Source organism: Pseudomonas sp. B1-22 (assembly GCF_050474425.1).
Classification (GTDB): Bacteria; Pseudomonadota; Gammaproteobacteria; order Pseudomonadales; family Pseudomonadaceae; genus Pseudomonas.
Window position 1 is genome coordinate 226,183 of sequence record NZ_JBCHVH010000002.1, and the last position, 15,424, is coordinate 241,606.

Annotated in this window: 16 protein-coding genes; all 16 read right to left on the reverse strand. The window is 65.7% G+C overall.

From position 1 onward, the window contains the following. Positions 1-20: 20 nt before the first annotated feature. Positions 21-803, reverse strand: coding sequence for a protein phosphatase CheZ (locus tag ACQ5BL_RS07930; RefSeq protein WP_243809049.1), 783 nt, complete (start codon positions 801-803; stop codon positions 21-23). Between the two features lie 19 nt (positions 804-822). Continuing rightward, positions 823-1,197, reverse strand: a complete 375-nt coding sequence (locus ACQ5BL_RS07935; RefSeq protein WP_085988857.1) for a chemotaxis response regulator CheY — start codon at positions 1,195-1,197, stop codon at positions 823-825. A 176-nt stretch (positions 1,198-1,373) separates the two neighbouring features. Continuing rightward, a complete protein-coding gene (gene fliA, locus ACQ5BL_RS07940) occupies positions 1,374-2,123 on the reverse strand; it encodes an RNA polymerase sigma factor FliA (protein WP_243809048.1) in 750 nt (249 codons plus the stop codon). Next, positions 2,120-2,950, reverse strand: a complete 831-nt coding sequence (gene fleN / locus ACQ5BL_RS07945) for a flagellar synthesis regulator FleN (RefSeq protein ID WP_015476555.1) — start codon at positions 2,948-2,950, stop codon at positions 2,120-2,122. Before fleN ends, fliA begins: the two co-directional genes overlap by 4 nt. Positions 2,951-3,118: 168 nt before the next feature. Further along, on the reverse strand, positions 3,119-4,429 hold the full coding sequence (flhF, locus tag ACQ5BL_RS07950) for a flagellar biosynthesis protein FlhF (RefSeq protein ID WP_243809047.1): 1,311 nt from the start codon (positions 4,427-4,429) through the stop codon (positions 3,119-3,121). 15 nt (positions 4,430-4,444) lie between these two features. Next, positions 4,445-6,568 carry a flagellar biosynthesis protein FlhA gene (flhA, locus tag ACQ5BL_RS07955; protein WP_243809046.1) on the reverse strand — a complete coding sequence of 708 codons (2,124 nt, stop codon included), beginning with the start codon at positions 6,566-6,568 and terminating at the stop codon, positions 4,445-4,447. Positions 6,569-6,835: 267 nt separating this feature from the next. Further along, a complete protein-coding gene (locus tag ACQ5BL_RS07960) occupies positions 6,836-8,101 on the reverse strand; it encodes a TPM domain-containing protein (protein WP_430293072.1) in 1,266 nt (421 codons plus the stop codon). Positions 8,102-8,221: 120 nt separating this feature from the next. Beyond that, positions 8,222-9,358, reverse strand: a complete 1,137-nt coding sequence (flhB, locus tag ACQ5BL_RS07965; protein WP_243809043.1) for a flagellar biosynthesis protein FlhB — start codon at positions 9,356-9,358, stop codon at positions 8,222-8,224. Between the two features lie 6 nt (positions 9,359-9,364). Then, positions 9,365-10,141 (reverse strand): flagellar biosynthetic protein FliR, encoded by a 777-nt coding sequence (gene fliR / locus ACQ5BL_RS07970; protein WP_207888079.1) that lies wholly within the window; start codon positions 10,139-10,141, stop codon positions 9,365-9,367. Next, complete coding sequence (gene fliQ / locus ACQ5BL_RS07975) at positions 10,141-10,410, reverse strand: flagellar biosynthesis protein FliQ (RefSeq protein ID WP_152222009.1); 270 nt, start codon at positions 10,408-10,410, stop codon at positions 10,141-10,143. The genes fliR and fliQ overlap by 1 nt, the downstream gene beginning before the upstream one ends. 106 nt (positions 10,411-10,516) lie before the next feature. Continuing rightward, positions 10,517-11,239, reverse strand: coding sequence for a flagellar type III secretion system pore protein FliP (fliP, locus tag ACQ5BL_RS07980; RefSeq protein WP_243809090.1), 723 nt, complete (start codon positions 11,237-11,239; stop codon positions 10,517-10,519). Between the two features lie 65 nt (positions 11,240-11,304). Next, on the reverse strand, positions 11,305-11,781 hold the full coding sequence (fliO, locus tag ACQ5BL_RS07985) for a flagellar biosynthetic protein FliO (RefSeq protein WP_243809042.1): 477 nt from the start codon (positions 11,779-11,781) through the stop codon (positions 11,305-11,307). 1 nt (position 11,782) lies between these two features. Beyond that, positions 11,783-12,253, reverse strand: coding sequence for a flagellar motor switch protein FliN (gene fliN, locus ACQ5BL_RS07990; protein WP_207888082.1), 471 nt, complete (start codon positions 12,251-12,253; stop codon positions 11,783-11,785). A gap of 15 nt (positions 12,254-12,268) precedes the next feature. Beyond that, entirely contained in the window at positions 12,269-13,240 is a 972-nt protein-coding gene (gene fliM, locus ACQ5BL_RS07995) for a flagellar motor switch protein FliM (protein ID WP_207888083.1), read from the reverse strand. A 9-nt stretch (positions 13,241-13,249) separates the two neighbouring features. Beyond that, the gene (fliL, locus tag ACQ5BL_RS08000; RefSeq protein ID WP_207888084.1) at positions 13,250-13,771 is read right to left on the reverse strand and encodes a flagellar basal body-associated protein FliL; all 522 of its coding nucleotides are present in this window, start codon (positions 13,769-13,771) and stop codon (positions 13,250-13,252) included. A gap of 350 nt (positions 13,772-14,121) precedes the next feature. Then, complete coding sequence (locus ACQ5BL_RS08005) at positions 14,122-15,420, reverse strand: flagellar hook-length control protein FliK (RefSeq protein ID WP_243809041.1); 1,299 nt, start codon at positions 15,418-15,420, stop codon at positions 14,122-14,124. Positions 15,421-15,424: the final 4 nt, after the last annotated feature.

Here is a 15,424-nt window from a genome sequence, read left to right on the forward strand (position 1 = left end):
TCTACAGCGTCAGCGGACGCTTAAAAACCAAGGCTGGACAACAGGTCGTCGACATCGTCCTGACCGGATACGACGTCCTTTCTTGTATCGGCAGCGATTTGCGGACCTTCACCCTTGGACGATCTTTCTTTTTCGACGGCCTCGCTCATGCCCTGGTAGTCATGCTCGATGCCCGCGTAGCGGTCCACCTGGCCGGCCATCCAGACCAGCTTGACCAGGTTCGACTCGACCTCGGTGACCAGCTTGGTGACGCGCTTGATCACCTGACCGGTGAGGTCCTGGAAGTCCTGCGCCAGAAGAATGTCGTTGAGGTGCGCGGAAAGCTTGCGGCTGTCCTGGGCGCTGATGTAGAGGAATTGCTCGACGCGCTTGGCCAGCTCGCGGAAGGCCTCCGGGCCCAGCTCGCGGCGCATGAAGCGCGCCCAGTCTTCCTGCAGTTCCTTGGCCTGGGTCTCGATGTGCATGACCACCGGGGTGCACTCTTCCACCAGGTCCATGGTGCGGTTGGCCGCCTTCTCGGTCATCTTCACCACGTAGGAGAGACGATCGGTGGCGTCGGCGATCTGCGACATCTCCTCGGCGTGGCGGGAGTTGGGGTCGATCTGGAAGTTGACGATGGCATTGTGCAGCTCGCGGGTGAGCTTGCCGACTTCCTGGTAAAGCCCGCGATCGCGCGCCTGGTTGAGCTCGGAGATCAGCTGCACGGCGGTCTGGACTTCGCCGCGTTCGAGGCAGTCGACCAATTCGCGCGCGTGTTTTTTCAGGGTCGACTCGAAGTCACCCGCGGATTCGTTGAGATCCATGACGCCCTCTCTGTCAGCCTCAGCTGCCGACCCGCTCGAAAATCTTCTCGATCTTTTCTTTCAGCACCTGAGCGGTGAAAGGCTTGACCACATAGCCGTTGACCCCGGCCTGGGCCGCTTCGATGATCTGGTCGCGCTTGGCCTCGGCGGTGACCATCAGCACCGGCAGGTGCTTCAGGCGCTCGTCGGCACGCACAGCGCGCAACAGGTCGATGCCGGTCATGCCGGGCATGTTCCAGTCGGTGACGAGGAAGTCGAAGTTGCCGCTGTGCAGCATCGGCAGCGCAGTGGTGCCGTCGTCGGCCTCTGCGGTGTTGGTGAACCCCAGGTCACGCAGGAGGTTCTTGATGATGCGCCTCATCGTGGAGAAGTCGTCCACGATGAGAATTTTCATATTCTTGTCCAAACCGACCTCCATCGATACCAGGCACGTCCTGGCGGGCGTGCCGTCAATTCATTGAGCGGCGTGCGCTCATCCCGTGTGGGCGGCGTCAAAGGGACGTCGCCCGAAAGAATTCTGAAATCTAAATCTGAAGCCTACGAAAAAGCCGACGCGAAACTACCCGAACCTCAGTGCGCGCGCCACTCCGCCAGACGCGCCCGCAGGCGCGCGGCGCACTGGCTGTGCAGCTGACTGACCCGGGACTCGCTGACGCCCAGCACTTCGCCGATCTCCTTGAGGTTGAGCTCCTCGTCGTAGTACAGGGCCAGCACCAGCCGCTCGCGCTCGGGCAGCTTGGTAATGGCATCGGCCAGCGCCGCCTGGAAGCGTTCGTCTTCCAGGCCGTGGGAGGGCTCGCTGCCCTGGTGCGAAGCGTCTTCGGCCAGGCCGCTGCCCTGCTCGCCGTCCTGCAGCAGATCGTCGAAGCTGTACAGGCGGCTGCCCTGGGTGTCGCTCAGGATGCCGTAATACTCTTCGAGGCTCATATTGAGTTCGGCAGCAACTTCCTGATCTTTAGCGTCACGACCGGTTCTGGCCTCGACGGCGCGGATGGCGTCACTGACCATGCGGGAATTGCGGTGCACCGAACGCGGGGCCCAGTCGCCCTTGCGCACTTCGTCGAGCATGGCGCCACGGATGCGGATGCCGGCATAGGTCTCGAAGCTCGCGCCCTTGCCGGCGTCGTATTTCTTCGCCGCTTCCAGCAGGCCGATCATGCCGGCCTGCATCAGGTCCTCCACCTGCACGCTGGCCGGCAGACGGCCCAGCAGGTGATAGGCGATACGCTTGACCAGCGGCGCGTACCGCTGGATCAGTTGGTCCTGGGAGTTCTGCGCCTGCGCCTTGCTGTACATACGCGCTCCGGAGGCCGTCATCATACGGCCGAACCCGTGGTCGGATGCTGCACCAGGCGCTCGACGAAGAACTCCAGGTGCCCACGCGGGTTGGCCGGCAGCGGCCAGCTGTCGACTTTCTGCGCTATCGCGCGGAAGGCCAGGGAAGCCTTGCTGCGCGGGAACGCCTCATACACCGAACGCTGCTTCTGCACCGCCTTGCGAACCGACTCATCGTACGGAATGGCGCCGACGTACTGCAGCGCCACATCGAGGAAGCGGTCGGTGACCTTGGTCAGCTTGGCGAACAGGTTGCGGCCCTCCTGGGGGCTGTGGGCCATGTTCGCCAGCACACGGAAGCGGGTCATGCCGTAGTCGCGGTTGAGCAGCTTGATCAAAGCGTAGGCGTCGGTGATGGAAGTAGGTTCATCACAAACGACCAGCAGCACTTCCTGGGCGGCGCGAACGAAGCTCACCACCGAGTCGCCGATGCCGGCGGCGGTGTCCACCACCAGTACGTCGATGTTGTCGCTGATGTCACTGAAGGCCTGGATCAGGCCGGCGTGCTGCATCGGCGTGAGGTGCACCATGCTCTGCGTGCCGGAAGCCGCCGGGACGATGCGCACGCCGCCGGGCCCCTGGAGGATCACGTCGCGCAGGTCGCACTCGCCTTCGATCACATCGGCCAGCGTGCGCTTGGGCGTCAGGCCCAGCAGCACGTCGACGTTGGCCAGGCCCAGGTCGGCGTCCAGCAGCATGACGCGGCGGCCGAGGTCGGCCAGCGCCAGCGACAGGTTCACCGACACGTTGGTCTTGCCAACACCACCCTTGCCACCGGTGACTGCGATTACCTGTACAGGATGCATGCCCATATCAATACCTTGTCTCGTCAATCAGCCGCCGCGCCCCCTGGCGCTGCGGCCTTGCCGGCTGCGGTGCTCTACCGCTTCCGGCGTTCGCGGATCGTCTCCCAGAGCATCCGCCTTGCCGGGCGACCCACCTGGCCGCCCGTCACCCCACCATGGGGCCGTTCAATTCGTTCAGCTGGCGCGACGCACCGGCTGCTGGTACAGGCCGGCGAACATGTCGGCCATGGCCTCCTCGCTCGGCTCTTCCGGTGCCTGCAGGCTCACCGCGCGGCTGACCAGCTGGTGGCTGCGCGCAATCTGCAGATCATCCGGAATCTTCGGACCGTCCGCCAGATAGGCTACCGGGAGACGCTGGCCAATTGCCAGAGCGAGCGCCTCGCCGAGGCTGCCGGCTTCGTCCAGTTTGGTCAGGATGCATCCGGCCAGTCCACAGGAACGATAGTTCTGCCAGGCGGCCTTGAGCACCTGGCTCTGGCTGGTCGCGGCCAGCACCAGGTAGTTCTTCACGTTCAGGCTCTGCGCGGCCAGGGCTTCGAGCTGCATGCGCAGCGCCGGATCGTTGGCCGGCAGGCCGGCGGTATCGATCAGCACCAGGCGTTTGCGCGCCAGCGGGGCCATGGCCTGGATCAGCGACTGGCCGGGATCGACCAGGGTCACCGGCACGTTGAGGATGCGGCCGAGGGTCTTGATCTGCTCCTGGGCGCCGATGCGGAAGCTGTCCATGGACACCAGGGCGATGCTCTGCGCGCCGTACTTCAGTACGTAGCGGGCGGCGAGCTTGGCCAGGGTGGTGGTCTTGCCCATGCCGGCCGGACCGACCAGCGCAACCACCCCGCCCTCTTCCAGCAGATCGGTTTCCGGCGTGTTGATGGAGCGCGCCAGGTGCGCCAGCAGCATGCGCCAGGCCTGTTTCGGCTCGGCGATGGAGGCGACCTTTTCCAGCAGGCTGCGCGACAGGTCCGCCGGCAGGCCCATGCGCTGCAGGCGACGCCACAGGTTGGCCTGCTTCGGACGCTGGCTCTGCAGCTGGTTCCAGGCGATGGAGCCCAGTTGCACTTCGATCAGTTCACGCAGGCCGTTGAGCTCGAAGCGCATGGCTTCAAGCGCCTGCTGGCCGACGTTGGCAGCCGCCGGGGCGACCGGTGCGGCCATGGCTTCGGCAAGGGTCTCGGCGGCGCTGCGGCGCGGCGGCTGCGCGTCGTACATTTGACGGTCCTTGCGCACGGCCTCGCTCATGCGGGTCGGCTCGCTCAGCTCGGCCTTGGCCTGGGCGATGCGCGCCTGGGTCTTGCGCAGCTCGGCTTCCAGCGCCGGGTTCGGCTTGCTGGCTGCCGCCGGGGCCTGGTAATCCAGCGCCGCGGTCAGTTCGACGCCACCGGCGACACGGCGATTGCCGATGATCGCGGCATCCGGGCCTAGCTCGTCACGCACCAGTTTCATGGCCTGACGCATATCAGCGGCGAAGAAGCGTTTTACCTGCATGGCCTGGGACCTCAATCAATTCTGCCCAACGGTGGCAACGATCGTTACTTGCTTGTTATCCGGGATTTCCTGGTAAGCCAGCACGTGCATGGTGGGGACCGCCATCCGCGCGAACCGGGACATCATCGCGCGGACCGGGCCGGCCACCAGCAGGATCGCCGGCTTGCCAAGCATTTCCTGGCGCTGCGCCGCCTCGACCATCGAGCGTTGCAGCTTCTCTGCCATTCCGGGCTCCAGCAACATGCCGTCTTCGGAGCCCTGTCCGGCCTTCTGAAGACTATTGAGCAATATCTGTTCCAACCTGGGCTCCAGGGTGATCACAGGCAGCTCCGGCTCTAGTCCCACAATGGTTTGCACGATTGCACGGGACAGCGCGACGCGAACCGCCGCGACCATGGCGGCGGGATCTTGACTCTTGGCGGCAACGTTGGCGATGGCCTCGGCAATGGTGCGGATGTCGCGCACCGGAACCTGCTCCTGCAGCAGCGCCTGCAGGACCTTGAGCAGGGTCGACAGGGAAATCATCCCCGGCACCAGTTCTTCCGCCAGTTTCGGCGAGGTCTTGGCCAGCAGTTGCATCAGTTGCTGGACTTCCTCGTGGCCGAGCAGCTCGTGGGCGTGCTTGTGCAGGACCTGGTTGAGGTGGGTGGCGACCACGGTGCTGGCGTCCACCACGGTGTAGCCCAGGGACTGCGCCTGGTCGCGCTGGGACGGCTCGATCCACACCGCCTCCAGCCCGAAGGCCGGGTCCTTGCCGGCGATGCCGTTGAGGGTGCCGAACACCTGGCCGGGGTTGATCGCCAGTTCGCGGTCCGGGTAGATCTCGGCTTCCGCCACGCTCACGCCCATCAGCGTCAAACGATAGGCGTTGGGCAGCAGGTCGAGGTTGTCGCGGATGTGCACCGAGGGCATCAGGAAGCCCAGGTCCTGGGACAGCTTCTTGCGTACGCCCTTGATCCGCGCCAGCAGCTGGCCGCCCTGGTTGCGGTCCACCAGCGGGATCAGGCGGTAGCCGACTTCCAGGCCGACCATGTCCACCGGGGTCACGTCGTCCCAGCCCAGCTCCTTGGTTTCCTGGGCGCGCTGGGCCGGCAGCAGCTCCTGCTGGCGCTGGGTTTCCTGCTCGGCCTGCTGCGCCGCCTGGCGCTGGCGCTGCCAGATCAGATACGCGCCGCCAGCGGCCAGACCGCCCAGGCCGACGAAGGAAATGTGCGGCATGCCCGGCACCAGCCCCATGGCGATCAGGATCGCGGCGGAGATGGCCAGCGCCTTGGGCGAGGCGAACATCTGCCGGTTGACCTGCTGGCCCATGTCCTCGGCGCTGGAGACGCGGGTCACCATGATCGCCGCGGCGGTGGACAGCAGCAGCGACGGCAGCTGCGCCACCAGGCCGTCACCGATGGTCAGCAGGGCGTAGACCTTGCCGGCATCGCCGAAGCTCATCGCGTGCTGGAGCATGCCGATGGCGACGCCACCGATGAGGTTGATGAAGAGGATCAGCAGGCCCGCCACGGCGTCGCCGCGGACGAACTTGCTGGCACCGTCCATGGAGCCGTAGAAGTCGGCTTCCTGGGCCACCTCGGCGCGGCGCTTCTTGGCTTCCGCCTGCTCGATCAGGCCGGCGTTGAGGTCGGCGTCGATGGCCATCTGCTTGCCGGGCATGGCGTCGAGGGTGAAGCGCGCGCTCACTTCGGAGATACGCCCGGCGCCCTTGGTCACCACCACGAAGTTGATGATCATGAGGATCGCGAAGACCACGATACCGACCACGTAGTTGCCGCCGATCACCACCTCGCCAAAGGCCTGGATCACCTTGCCCGCGGCGGCGTGGCCGTCATGGCCGTGGAGCAGCACCACGCGGGTGGAGGCGACGTTCAGCGCCAGGCGCAGCAGGGTGGCGACCAGCAGGATGGTCGGGAATACCGCGAAGTCCAGCGGACGCAGTGCGTACACGCAGACCAGCAGGACCACGATGGACAGGGCGATGTTGAAGGTGAACAGCACGTCCAGCAGGAACGGCGGGATCGGCAGGGTCATCATGCCCAGCATGGCCAGCAGCAGGAGCGGCACGCCGAGATTGCCCCGGCCCAGGCCCGCCAGATTGCTGCGAACGTTGCTGATCAGTTGCGTGCGGTCCACCCTTGACTCCCCTGCCCTGCGACGGGTCTTGCGCCCGCCCTATCAAACTTTTGACGCCCGGATGGGCGTTTGCAGGAGCTTTAGCAGGAAGCGTTCCAACTTTTTCGAAAGGGCGGAAACCCCCATTCCAGAGCGACCCGTAGGGCGTACAACCGTTCGTGGTTGTACGCCGATACACCACGTTTTCCGACGACGCCCAGGTCGAACCCGGAGCGCCTTGGAACCAAGGCCAACCGGCGTATAACGCGGAGCGTTATACGCCCTACCTCACCAGCTCCCGGAAGCGCCACCCCCGCCGCTGGAGCCACCGCCACCGGAATAGCTGCCGCCGCCACCGGAAGACGAACTGCCGCCACCACTGGAACCGGAGCCCGAATTGGCCGCCCAACCACGAGTGAAGGCGAGCAGCAGCGGGAAGTAGATCATCGGCAGCAGCGCCAGCGAATCCGGAAACTCGCCGAGACGTTCGACGATGCAGGTGACCGTCATGAGGAACACGCAGATGCCCGAGGCCAGCACCAGTCGAACGAAGAACTCCAGCCGGCTGCGCCTCCAGGCAGCGCGGGCGAGGATGAACGGCAAGCAAAGCAACGCCAGCCCAAGGCCCAGAGCGATGGGGCCACCCAATCCGTAGAGCAGCACCTCGGCGCCGTACTGACTGGCCGCCACCGACAGCGCGACGATGTAGCCAACGACGGTGCCGACGATACAGGCAGACTTGCGCGACCCCGCCGCCAGGGCACCGAGCGCCCCGCCCAGCACCATGCTGAAGGACACGGCCATGAAGAACAGCGGCGCAGTCTTGAAGCCGGCACCAAACGACAGCAGCACCATCAGCCCCACCGACACGCCGACGACCCTACGGGTGGCGAACAGGTTGCGGCGCAACGCCACGCCCGCCACGGCACCACAGAGCATGGCGATCAGCAGCAACCAGCCCTCACGAGTCAGGCCACCGCCCTGCGCCTGCTCGGGCAAGGCTTCTCCGTCGATCAGCCGCTCCAGTACATTCACGGCGTTTTCGATGCCACCGGCGAAGTCGCCCTGGCGAAACGCCGGGACCATCTCATCACGAATGATGCGGCCGGCTGTGACGTCGGGAATTGCACCCTCGAGCCCGTAGCCGACCTCGATGCGCATCGCCCTGTCGTCCTTGGCCACCAGAACCAGCACGCCGTCATCGACATCCGCACGCCCCAGGCGCCACTGCTCGAACACCCGCGTGGCGTATTGCTCGATGCTTTCCTCGCCGGTACTGGGCAGCATCAGGATGGCAATCTGCGAGCCCTTGCGCTGCTGCAGGGCGAGCAGGCGTTGCTCCATGCCCGCGACCCAGGCTGCACCCAGGGTCGCCGTCAGGTCGGTAACTGGGCGCTCCAGCATGGGCACGGCCACTATCTGCTCAGAGGGAGCCCGCGCGGCGTCGGCAGCGACCGACTCGGCCACTGGCTCGTCACCGAACGCCTCGGCATGGACCACGGGAGCGCTCAACGACATGAGCAGGCAGAATGCGAGGCGAATCCAGTTGTTCATTCCTTCCATCCCTGAAGGCAGTGAGACCGACGCAATCGAACCGGCCATGGGAAACCTGGTGCTAGGCAGACCGGGTGCGAACAGAAACCGCAGAATAGTTCGCCGGACCGATGCAGACCATCACTCGTCCCGCCGCAAATCCGGCGGAATCGGCAGGTCCGGCATCGGGCCCGGGCGCTTGCCCTTGCCGGCGCGGAACTGCTTGAGCTGGTAGACGTAGGCCAGTACCTGGGCGACGGCGAGGTAAAGGCCGGCGGGAATCTCGTGATCCAGTTCGGTGGAGTAGTACACCGCCCGCGCCAGCGCCGGCGACTCCAGCACCGTGACCTTGTGCTCCTGGGCTACCTCGCGGATTTTGAGCGCCATGAAGTCGTTGCCCTTGGCCAGCAGCTTGGGCGCGCCGGTTGCGCCGGGGTCGTACTTGAGGGCGACGGCGAAGTGCGTCGGGTTGGTGATGACCACGTCGGCCTCCGGCACCGCCTGCATCATCCGCCGGTTGGCCATCTCGCGCTGCATCTGGCGGACCTTGGCCTTGACCTCGGGCTTGCCCTCGGAGTCCTTGTACTCGTCGCGCACTTCCTGCTTGGTCATCATCAGCTTCTGGCGGTTGTCCCAGAGCTGGTAGGGCACGTCCACGGCGGCGATCAGCATCAGGCTGCAGGCCAGCCAGAAGGCGCTCCAGCCGACGACTTTGGCACAGTGCACCAGGGCCTGTTCGGTGGGCTCGTGGGCCATCGCCAGCAGGTCGTCCTTGTCCGACTGCAACACCAGGATCGCCACGGCGAGCACCACGGTGAACTTGATCAGCGCCTTGAACAGCTCCAGCAGCGACTTGGCCGAGAACATCCGCTTGAGCCCCTCCAGCGGGTTCAGGCGGCTGAACTTGGGCGCCAGCGCCTCGCTGGAGAACAGCCAGCCGCCGAGCGCGATCGGCCCCAGCAGGGCCGCCGCCAGCAGCAGGGCAAGGATCGGCCACAGGCCTTCGCCGGCGATCTGCGCGGCGCTGGCCAGCAGCCTGAGCATGTTGTCGCTGTTCATCACCGTCTCGCGGGACAGCTCGAAGCTGCCGCGCATCAGGCGCATCAGCGCATCCGCCAGGCCCGCGCCGTAGATCAGCAGGCCGCCGGCGCCGGCGACGAGCACAGCGAGGGTGTTCAGCTCCCGCGAACGCGGCAGCTGGCCTTTCTCGCGCGCCTCCCGGCGCCGTTTCTCTGTGGGTTCCTCTGTCTTGTCCTGACCGCTCTCGCTCTCAGCCATCGCCGGCTACCTCGCTCGAACCAGGTCACGGAGCAGCTGCAGGCCCTCGCTGGCGAGGGACTGGTACTGCGACAGAATGTCGGCGCTGCCGATCCAGACGATGATGAAGCCCATGATCAGGGTCAGCGGGAAGCCGATGGAGAAGATGTTCAGTTGCGGCGCGGCGCGGGTCATGGCGCCGAACGCCAGGTTGACCACCAGCAGCGCGGTGACCGCCGGCAGCGCCAGCAGCAGCCCAGCGCCGATCACCCAGCCGAGCTTGCCGGCGACGGTGATCAGGTGGTTGCCCGACAGCCCCTCACCCACCGGCAGGGTGACGAAGCTCTCAGCCAGCACCTCGAACACCACCAGATGGCCGTTCATGGCCAGGAACAGCAGGGTCACCAGCAGGGTGAAGAACTGCCCGAGCACCGGCACCGAGATGCCGTTGGTGGGGTCGACCATGGAGGCGAAGCCCAGGCCCATCTGCATGGAGATGATCTGCCCGGCGATGACGAAGGCGTGGAACATCAGCTGCAGGGTGAAGCCGAGCATGGCGCCGATGAGAATCTGCTCGCCGATCAGCAGCATGGCCTTCACGCTCAGCGCGTCCACCTGCGGCATGGGCGGCAGGTTGGGCACCAGCACCACGGCGATCGCCAGGGCCAGGTAGAGGCGCACGCGGGTCGGCACCAGCTGGGTGCCGAAGATCGGCATCACCATCAGCAGCGCGGCGATGCGGAACAGCGGGAACAGGAAGGCCCCGACCCAGCCGCCGATCTGCGCGTTGGTGAGCTCCAGCATCAGCCGATCAGCGTCGGGATGCTGCTGATCAGCGTCTGGGTGTACTCCATCAGCTGCCGTATCAGCCAGGGGCCCAGCACGATCAGGGTGAGCAGCACCACCAGCAGGCGCGGCAGGAAGCTCAGGGTCTGCTCGTTGATCTGCGTGGCGGCCTGGAACATCGCCACCACCAGGCCCACCAGCAGGCTGGGCAGGATCAGGATGGCGACGATCATCGCCGTCAGCCAGAGCGCTTCGCGAAACAGGTCTACGGCAACTTCGGGGGTCATGATTGCTCCTCGTGTTCGGCAGCCTGTAGGAGCGAGCTTGCTCGCGAAGCTCTTGTGTTGCTGCGGTTCGCGAGCAAGCTCGCTCCTACAAGGGCGGCGGGCATCGCTACACGGTCCCGAAACTGCCGGCGAGCGTGCCGATGATCAGCGCCCAGCCGTCCACCAGCACGAACAGCATGATCTTGAACGGCAGCGAGATGATCAGCGGCGACAGCATCATCATGCCCATCGCCATCAGTACGCTGGAGACCACCAGGTCAATGATCAGGAACGGGATGAAGATCATGAAGCCGATCTGGAACGCCGTCTTCAACTCCGAGGTGACGAACGCCGGGACCAGGATGGTCAGGGGCGTGGCGTCGGCGCTCTGGATATCGGTGCGCTTGGACAGCCGCACGAACAGCTCCAGGTCCGACTGCCGGGTCTGCGCCAGCATGAAGGCTTTCAGCGGCACCTCGGCGCGGCTGATCGCCTCCTGCGCCGGAATCTGCTCGTTGAGGTAGGGCTGCAGCGCGTTGGCGTTGATCTTGTCGAACACCGGCGCCATGACGAACAGCGTCAGGAACAGCGCCAGGCCGATCAGCACCTGGTTCGACGGCGTGCTCTGCAGGCCCAGCGCCTGGCGCAGGATGGAGAAGACGATGATGATCCGGGTGAAGCTGGTCATCAGCATGACGAACGCCGGGATGAAGCTCAGCGCGGTCATGATCAGCAGGATCTGCAGGCTGACCGAGTACTCCTGCTGACCCTGCGCGTTGGTGGTCACGGTGATCGCCGAGATCTGCGTCGGATCGGCGGCGAAGGCCTGCGGCACGGCAATCGCGAGCATAGCCAGCAGCCACGGCGCAATGCGCTTGAGCGCGCCGGGCAGCGCGGAAAGGTTCGGTGAACGGGTCACTGCGGGCGGCCCTTGTCCTTGTTCAGCAACTCCAGCAGGCGCTGGGCGAATTCCGGCTGCGCCGGTTCCGATTCGGTGGCATGCACCGGCTGGCGCAGGACGTGCAGCGGGGTGATACGGCCGGGAGTCAGGCCGAGCAGGATCTGCTCCTCGCCCACCTGCACCAGCACCAGACGGTCGCGCGGGCCGAGGGCCTGGCTGGACACCAGGCGGATCGCCTGGTTGCTGCGCGGGCCGACCTGCTGCACGCGGCGCACCAGCCAGGCGAGCAGGAAGATCAGGCCGACCACCAGCACCAGGCCCAGCAGCAGTTGCAGCAACTGCCCGCCGGCACTGCCGGTGATCATGCTCGGCGCGGAGCTGGCGTGGACGATGGCCGGCGTCGACACCGGCGCCGTGCCTTCCTCGCCGAACGCCAGCGCGGACAGCCCCGCCAGCGGCAGGGCGCTGAGGATCGCGGAGAGGCGGGCCATGTCAGCGCAGCTTCTTGATGCGTTCGCTGGGGCTGATCACGTCGGTGAGGCGGATGCCGAACTTCTCGTTCACCACCACCACTTCGCCGTGGGCGATCAGGGTGCCGTTGACCAGCACGTCCAGCGGCTCGCCGGCCAGGCGATCGAGTTCGATCACCGAGCCCTGGTTGAGCTGCAGCAGGTTGCGGATATTGATGTCGGTGTTGCCGACCTCCATGGAAATGGTCACCGGGATATCCAGGATCACGTCCAGATTCGGCCCTTCCAGGCCGGCGATGGTCGGCGCCTTGGGCGCCATGCCGAACTCTTCCATCGGTGCGCGCGGCGCGGCCGGTGCCACCGGAGTGGCGCCGCCCTGGGCCATCAGCGCGTCGATGTCGTCCTGGTTGGCGTCGCCCGCCTCGGAGAGGGCGGCAGCCCACTCATCGGCCAGGGCCTGTTCTTCGGGAGTTACGTTGTCTTCGTCTGCCATGGTGGGTCCTCTTGCTCAGCGCGGGCGCTCGAGCGGATCGAGAATCTGCAAGGCCAGGTTGCCCTTGTGCGAACCCAGCTTGACCTTGAAGGAAGGCACGCCGTTGGCGCGCATGATCATGTGTTCGGGCAGCTCCACCGGGATCACGTCGCCCGGCTGCATGTGCAGGATGTCCCGCAGCTTGAGCTGGCGGCGCACGACGGTGGCGCCGACCGGTACCTGGACGTCGAGGATGTCCTCGCGCAAGGCGTTGATCCAGCGCTCGTCCTGGTCGTCCACGTCGGATTGGAAGCCGGCATCGAGCATCTCGCGGATCGGCTCGATCATCGAATACGGCAGGGTGATGTGCAGGTCGCCACCGCCACCGTCGAGCTCGATGTGGAAGGTGGAGACCACCACCACTTCGCTGGGGCTGACGATGTTGGCCATCGCCGGGTTCACCTCGGAGTTCACGTACTCGAAGGCGATCGGCATCACCGCATGCCAGGCCTCGGCGAGGTCGACGAAGGCCTGCTCGATGACCATGCGCACCACCCGCAGCTCGGTGGGGGTGAACTCGCGGCCTTCGATCTTGGCGTGACGGCCATCGCCGCCGAAGAAGTTGTCCACCAGCTTGAACACCAGCTTGGCGTCGAGGATGAACAGCGCGGTGCCGCGCAGCGGCTTCATCTTCACCAGGTTGAGGCTGGTGGGTACGTACAGCGAGTGCACGTACTCGCCGAACTTCATCACCTGCACGCCGCCCACGGCGACATCCGCCGAGCGGCGCAGCAGGTTGAACATGCTGATGCGGGTGTAACGGGCGAAACGCTCGTTGATCATCTCCAGGGTCGGCATGCGGCCCCGGACGATGCGGTCCTGGCTGGTCAGGTCGTAGGACTTGATCGCCCCCGGCTCGACGTCGGACTCGGTTTCCACGAGGCCGTCGTCGACGCCGTGCAACAGCGCGTCGATCTCGTCCTGGGAAAGTAGATCCTGCATGGCCATGGCGGGTACCTACTGCAATACGAAGTTGGTGAAAAGCACTTGCTCTACGGTCAACTGACCGGTGGCCTTCTTCGCCAGTTCCTGAAGGCTGGAGGTCGCCTGCTGGCGCAGCATCTCCTTGCCCACCGGGGTCACCAGCGAATCGAAATTCTGGCTGGAGAACAGCATCACCAGCTGGTTGCGCACCAGCGGCATCTGCTCGCGCAGCGCATCCATCTGCGCCTGGTCGCGGCCCATCAGCGCCACCGCTACCTGAAGATAACGCTGGCGGCCGTTCTGATTGAAGTTGACCACGAAGGACGGTGCGAGGATTTCGTAGATCGCCTGCTTCTTGCCCGGCGCCGCGCCTTCCTCGGCTTTCGCCTCGGCCTCGGCGGGCTTGGCGTGCTTGCTGAGGAAGAACCAGGTACCGCCGACCGACAGCCCCACCGCCAGCAGGAATGCCAGGGCGATGAGAATGATGAGTTTCAGCTTGCCCTTGCCGGGGGCCTGTCCATCAGGGAAGGGAGGCGTCTGATCTTTCTTGGCCATGCCAAATATCCGTCACTTTTCCGGCGCGATGCGCAGATACCGGGGGAGGAGCAAGGGCTGTGCCAGTTTGCAATTGTCTGACTGGCGCCGCCGCGGATATTACAGGCTAGACGGAGGATGTCACGGGGCCGGAAGAGAAATTTCCGAGGTATATCGGCGTGCGATCACACATGCCACGCAAGAGTCGACCTTGGCGTAGGGCGTATAACGCTCCGCGTTATACGCCGACTGGCCGTGGCCGATGGCCGACTCGGGTATGAACTGGGCGCCCGGTTCGACCCTGCAGTGGCAGACAGGCATGGTGTATCGGCGTACAACCGCGAACGGTTGTACGCCCTACGGCTTGAGCATCAGGCGTAGTAATCCACCAGGCCCCTGCCCTGCGCCGCCACCTGCGGGCGGATCTCGGAGACCCCGCCGATCATCGGCTCGTCCTCTCCGCCTTCGGAACGACCGGCACGCCGCGAACCGCCGCGATCATCACCGCCCTGCTGCTGCCAGCCGCGGGCGGACTGGTCGGAAACGTTGACGTCGAGCTGCCCCATGCCCTGTTGGCTGAACATCTCGCGCAGGCGGTGCTGCTGGCTGTCCAGCGCTTCGCGCACGCCGGCGTTGGCGCTAACGAAGTTCACCTGGGTCTGGTCGGCGCTCATGTGGATGCGCACTTCCAGGCGCCCAAGTTCGGCCGGGTCCATCTGGATTTCGGCGGACTTCAGGTTCTGCGCGGACATCCACATCACCCGGTCCACCACCTGGTCGGTCCAGCCATTCTGCTGCACCGACACCGGCTGCCCTGGCACCAGCGGGTTTACCGGACGATTGGTCATGGCCTGCGGCGTGTTGAGCGCCTGGGTCAGCGACTCCAGCCGCGCGGCGAAGGACTCGGTGCGCGGCGCCTCGGGCTTGGCCTCGACCTGGAGTTCCGGCAACTGCTGGCTCAGGTCCGTGCTGGCCTGCACGGCGCCTTCGGCCAGCTTGCCCTCGGCGGTCCTGGCTGGCGCATCCGGGCCCAGCGCCGAGAGCATCGCCGACAGGTCGGCCTTGGCATTGCCTTCCACCGGCTTATCGCCGGCCTTGGCCGCCACGTCACCGGCCACCTGCGCCTGCTGGACCTGCTGCGCCTGGTCCTGGGCACCCTGGCCGAGGGCCAGGGTCACGCCCGGCAGCGCGTTGAGCTTTTCCAGGTCGCCGTCGGTGCTGGCTACGGTCTTCTCGCCAACGCCGCTGCTGATCACCAGCGGCGGCGCCTCGGTAGCCGGGGCAGGCATCTGGCCGGTCATGCCCAGCATCAGCAGGGGGTCGAGGGTAGCCTCAGGCTTCTCCTCGCCTTCCGCCACCTTGACCTCGCCATCGGCCGGCAAGGCTTTGCCGTCTTCGGCAACCACTGGCTTGTCAGCGGCAGCGGCGTCCTTGGAATCGCTGGCCTCGGCGTCCTTGTCGGAAGCGTCCCTGGCCTTCTCGGCCTTGGGCTTGGCCGCCTTGTCCGGGCGCTCGCTGGACGCCGGACGCTGCTCCTGCGCGTAGACGTCGGCGAAGCTGGAACCCTTGTCACCCGTGGCGTCGGGCGAATTCTGCGCAGGCTTGGAGAGCGCCGCCTTGGGCCTGGGATCAGGCGTAGGCGTCAATAAAATATCCGGGGCGACAGCCATCGGA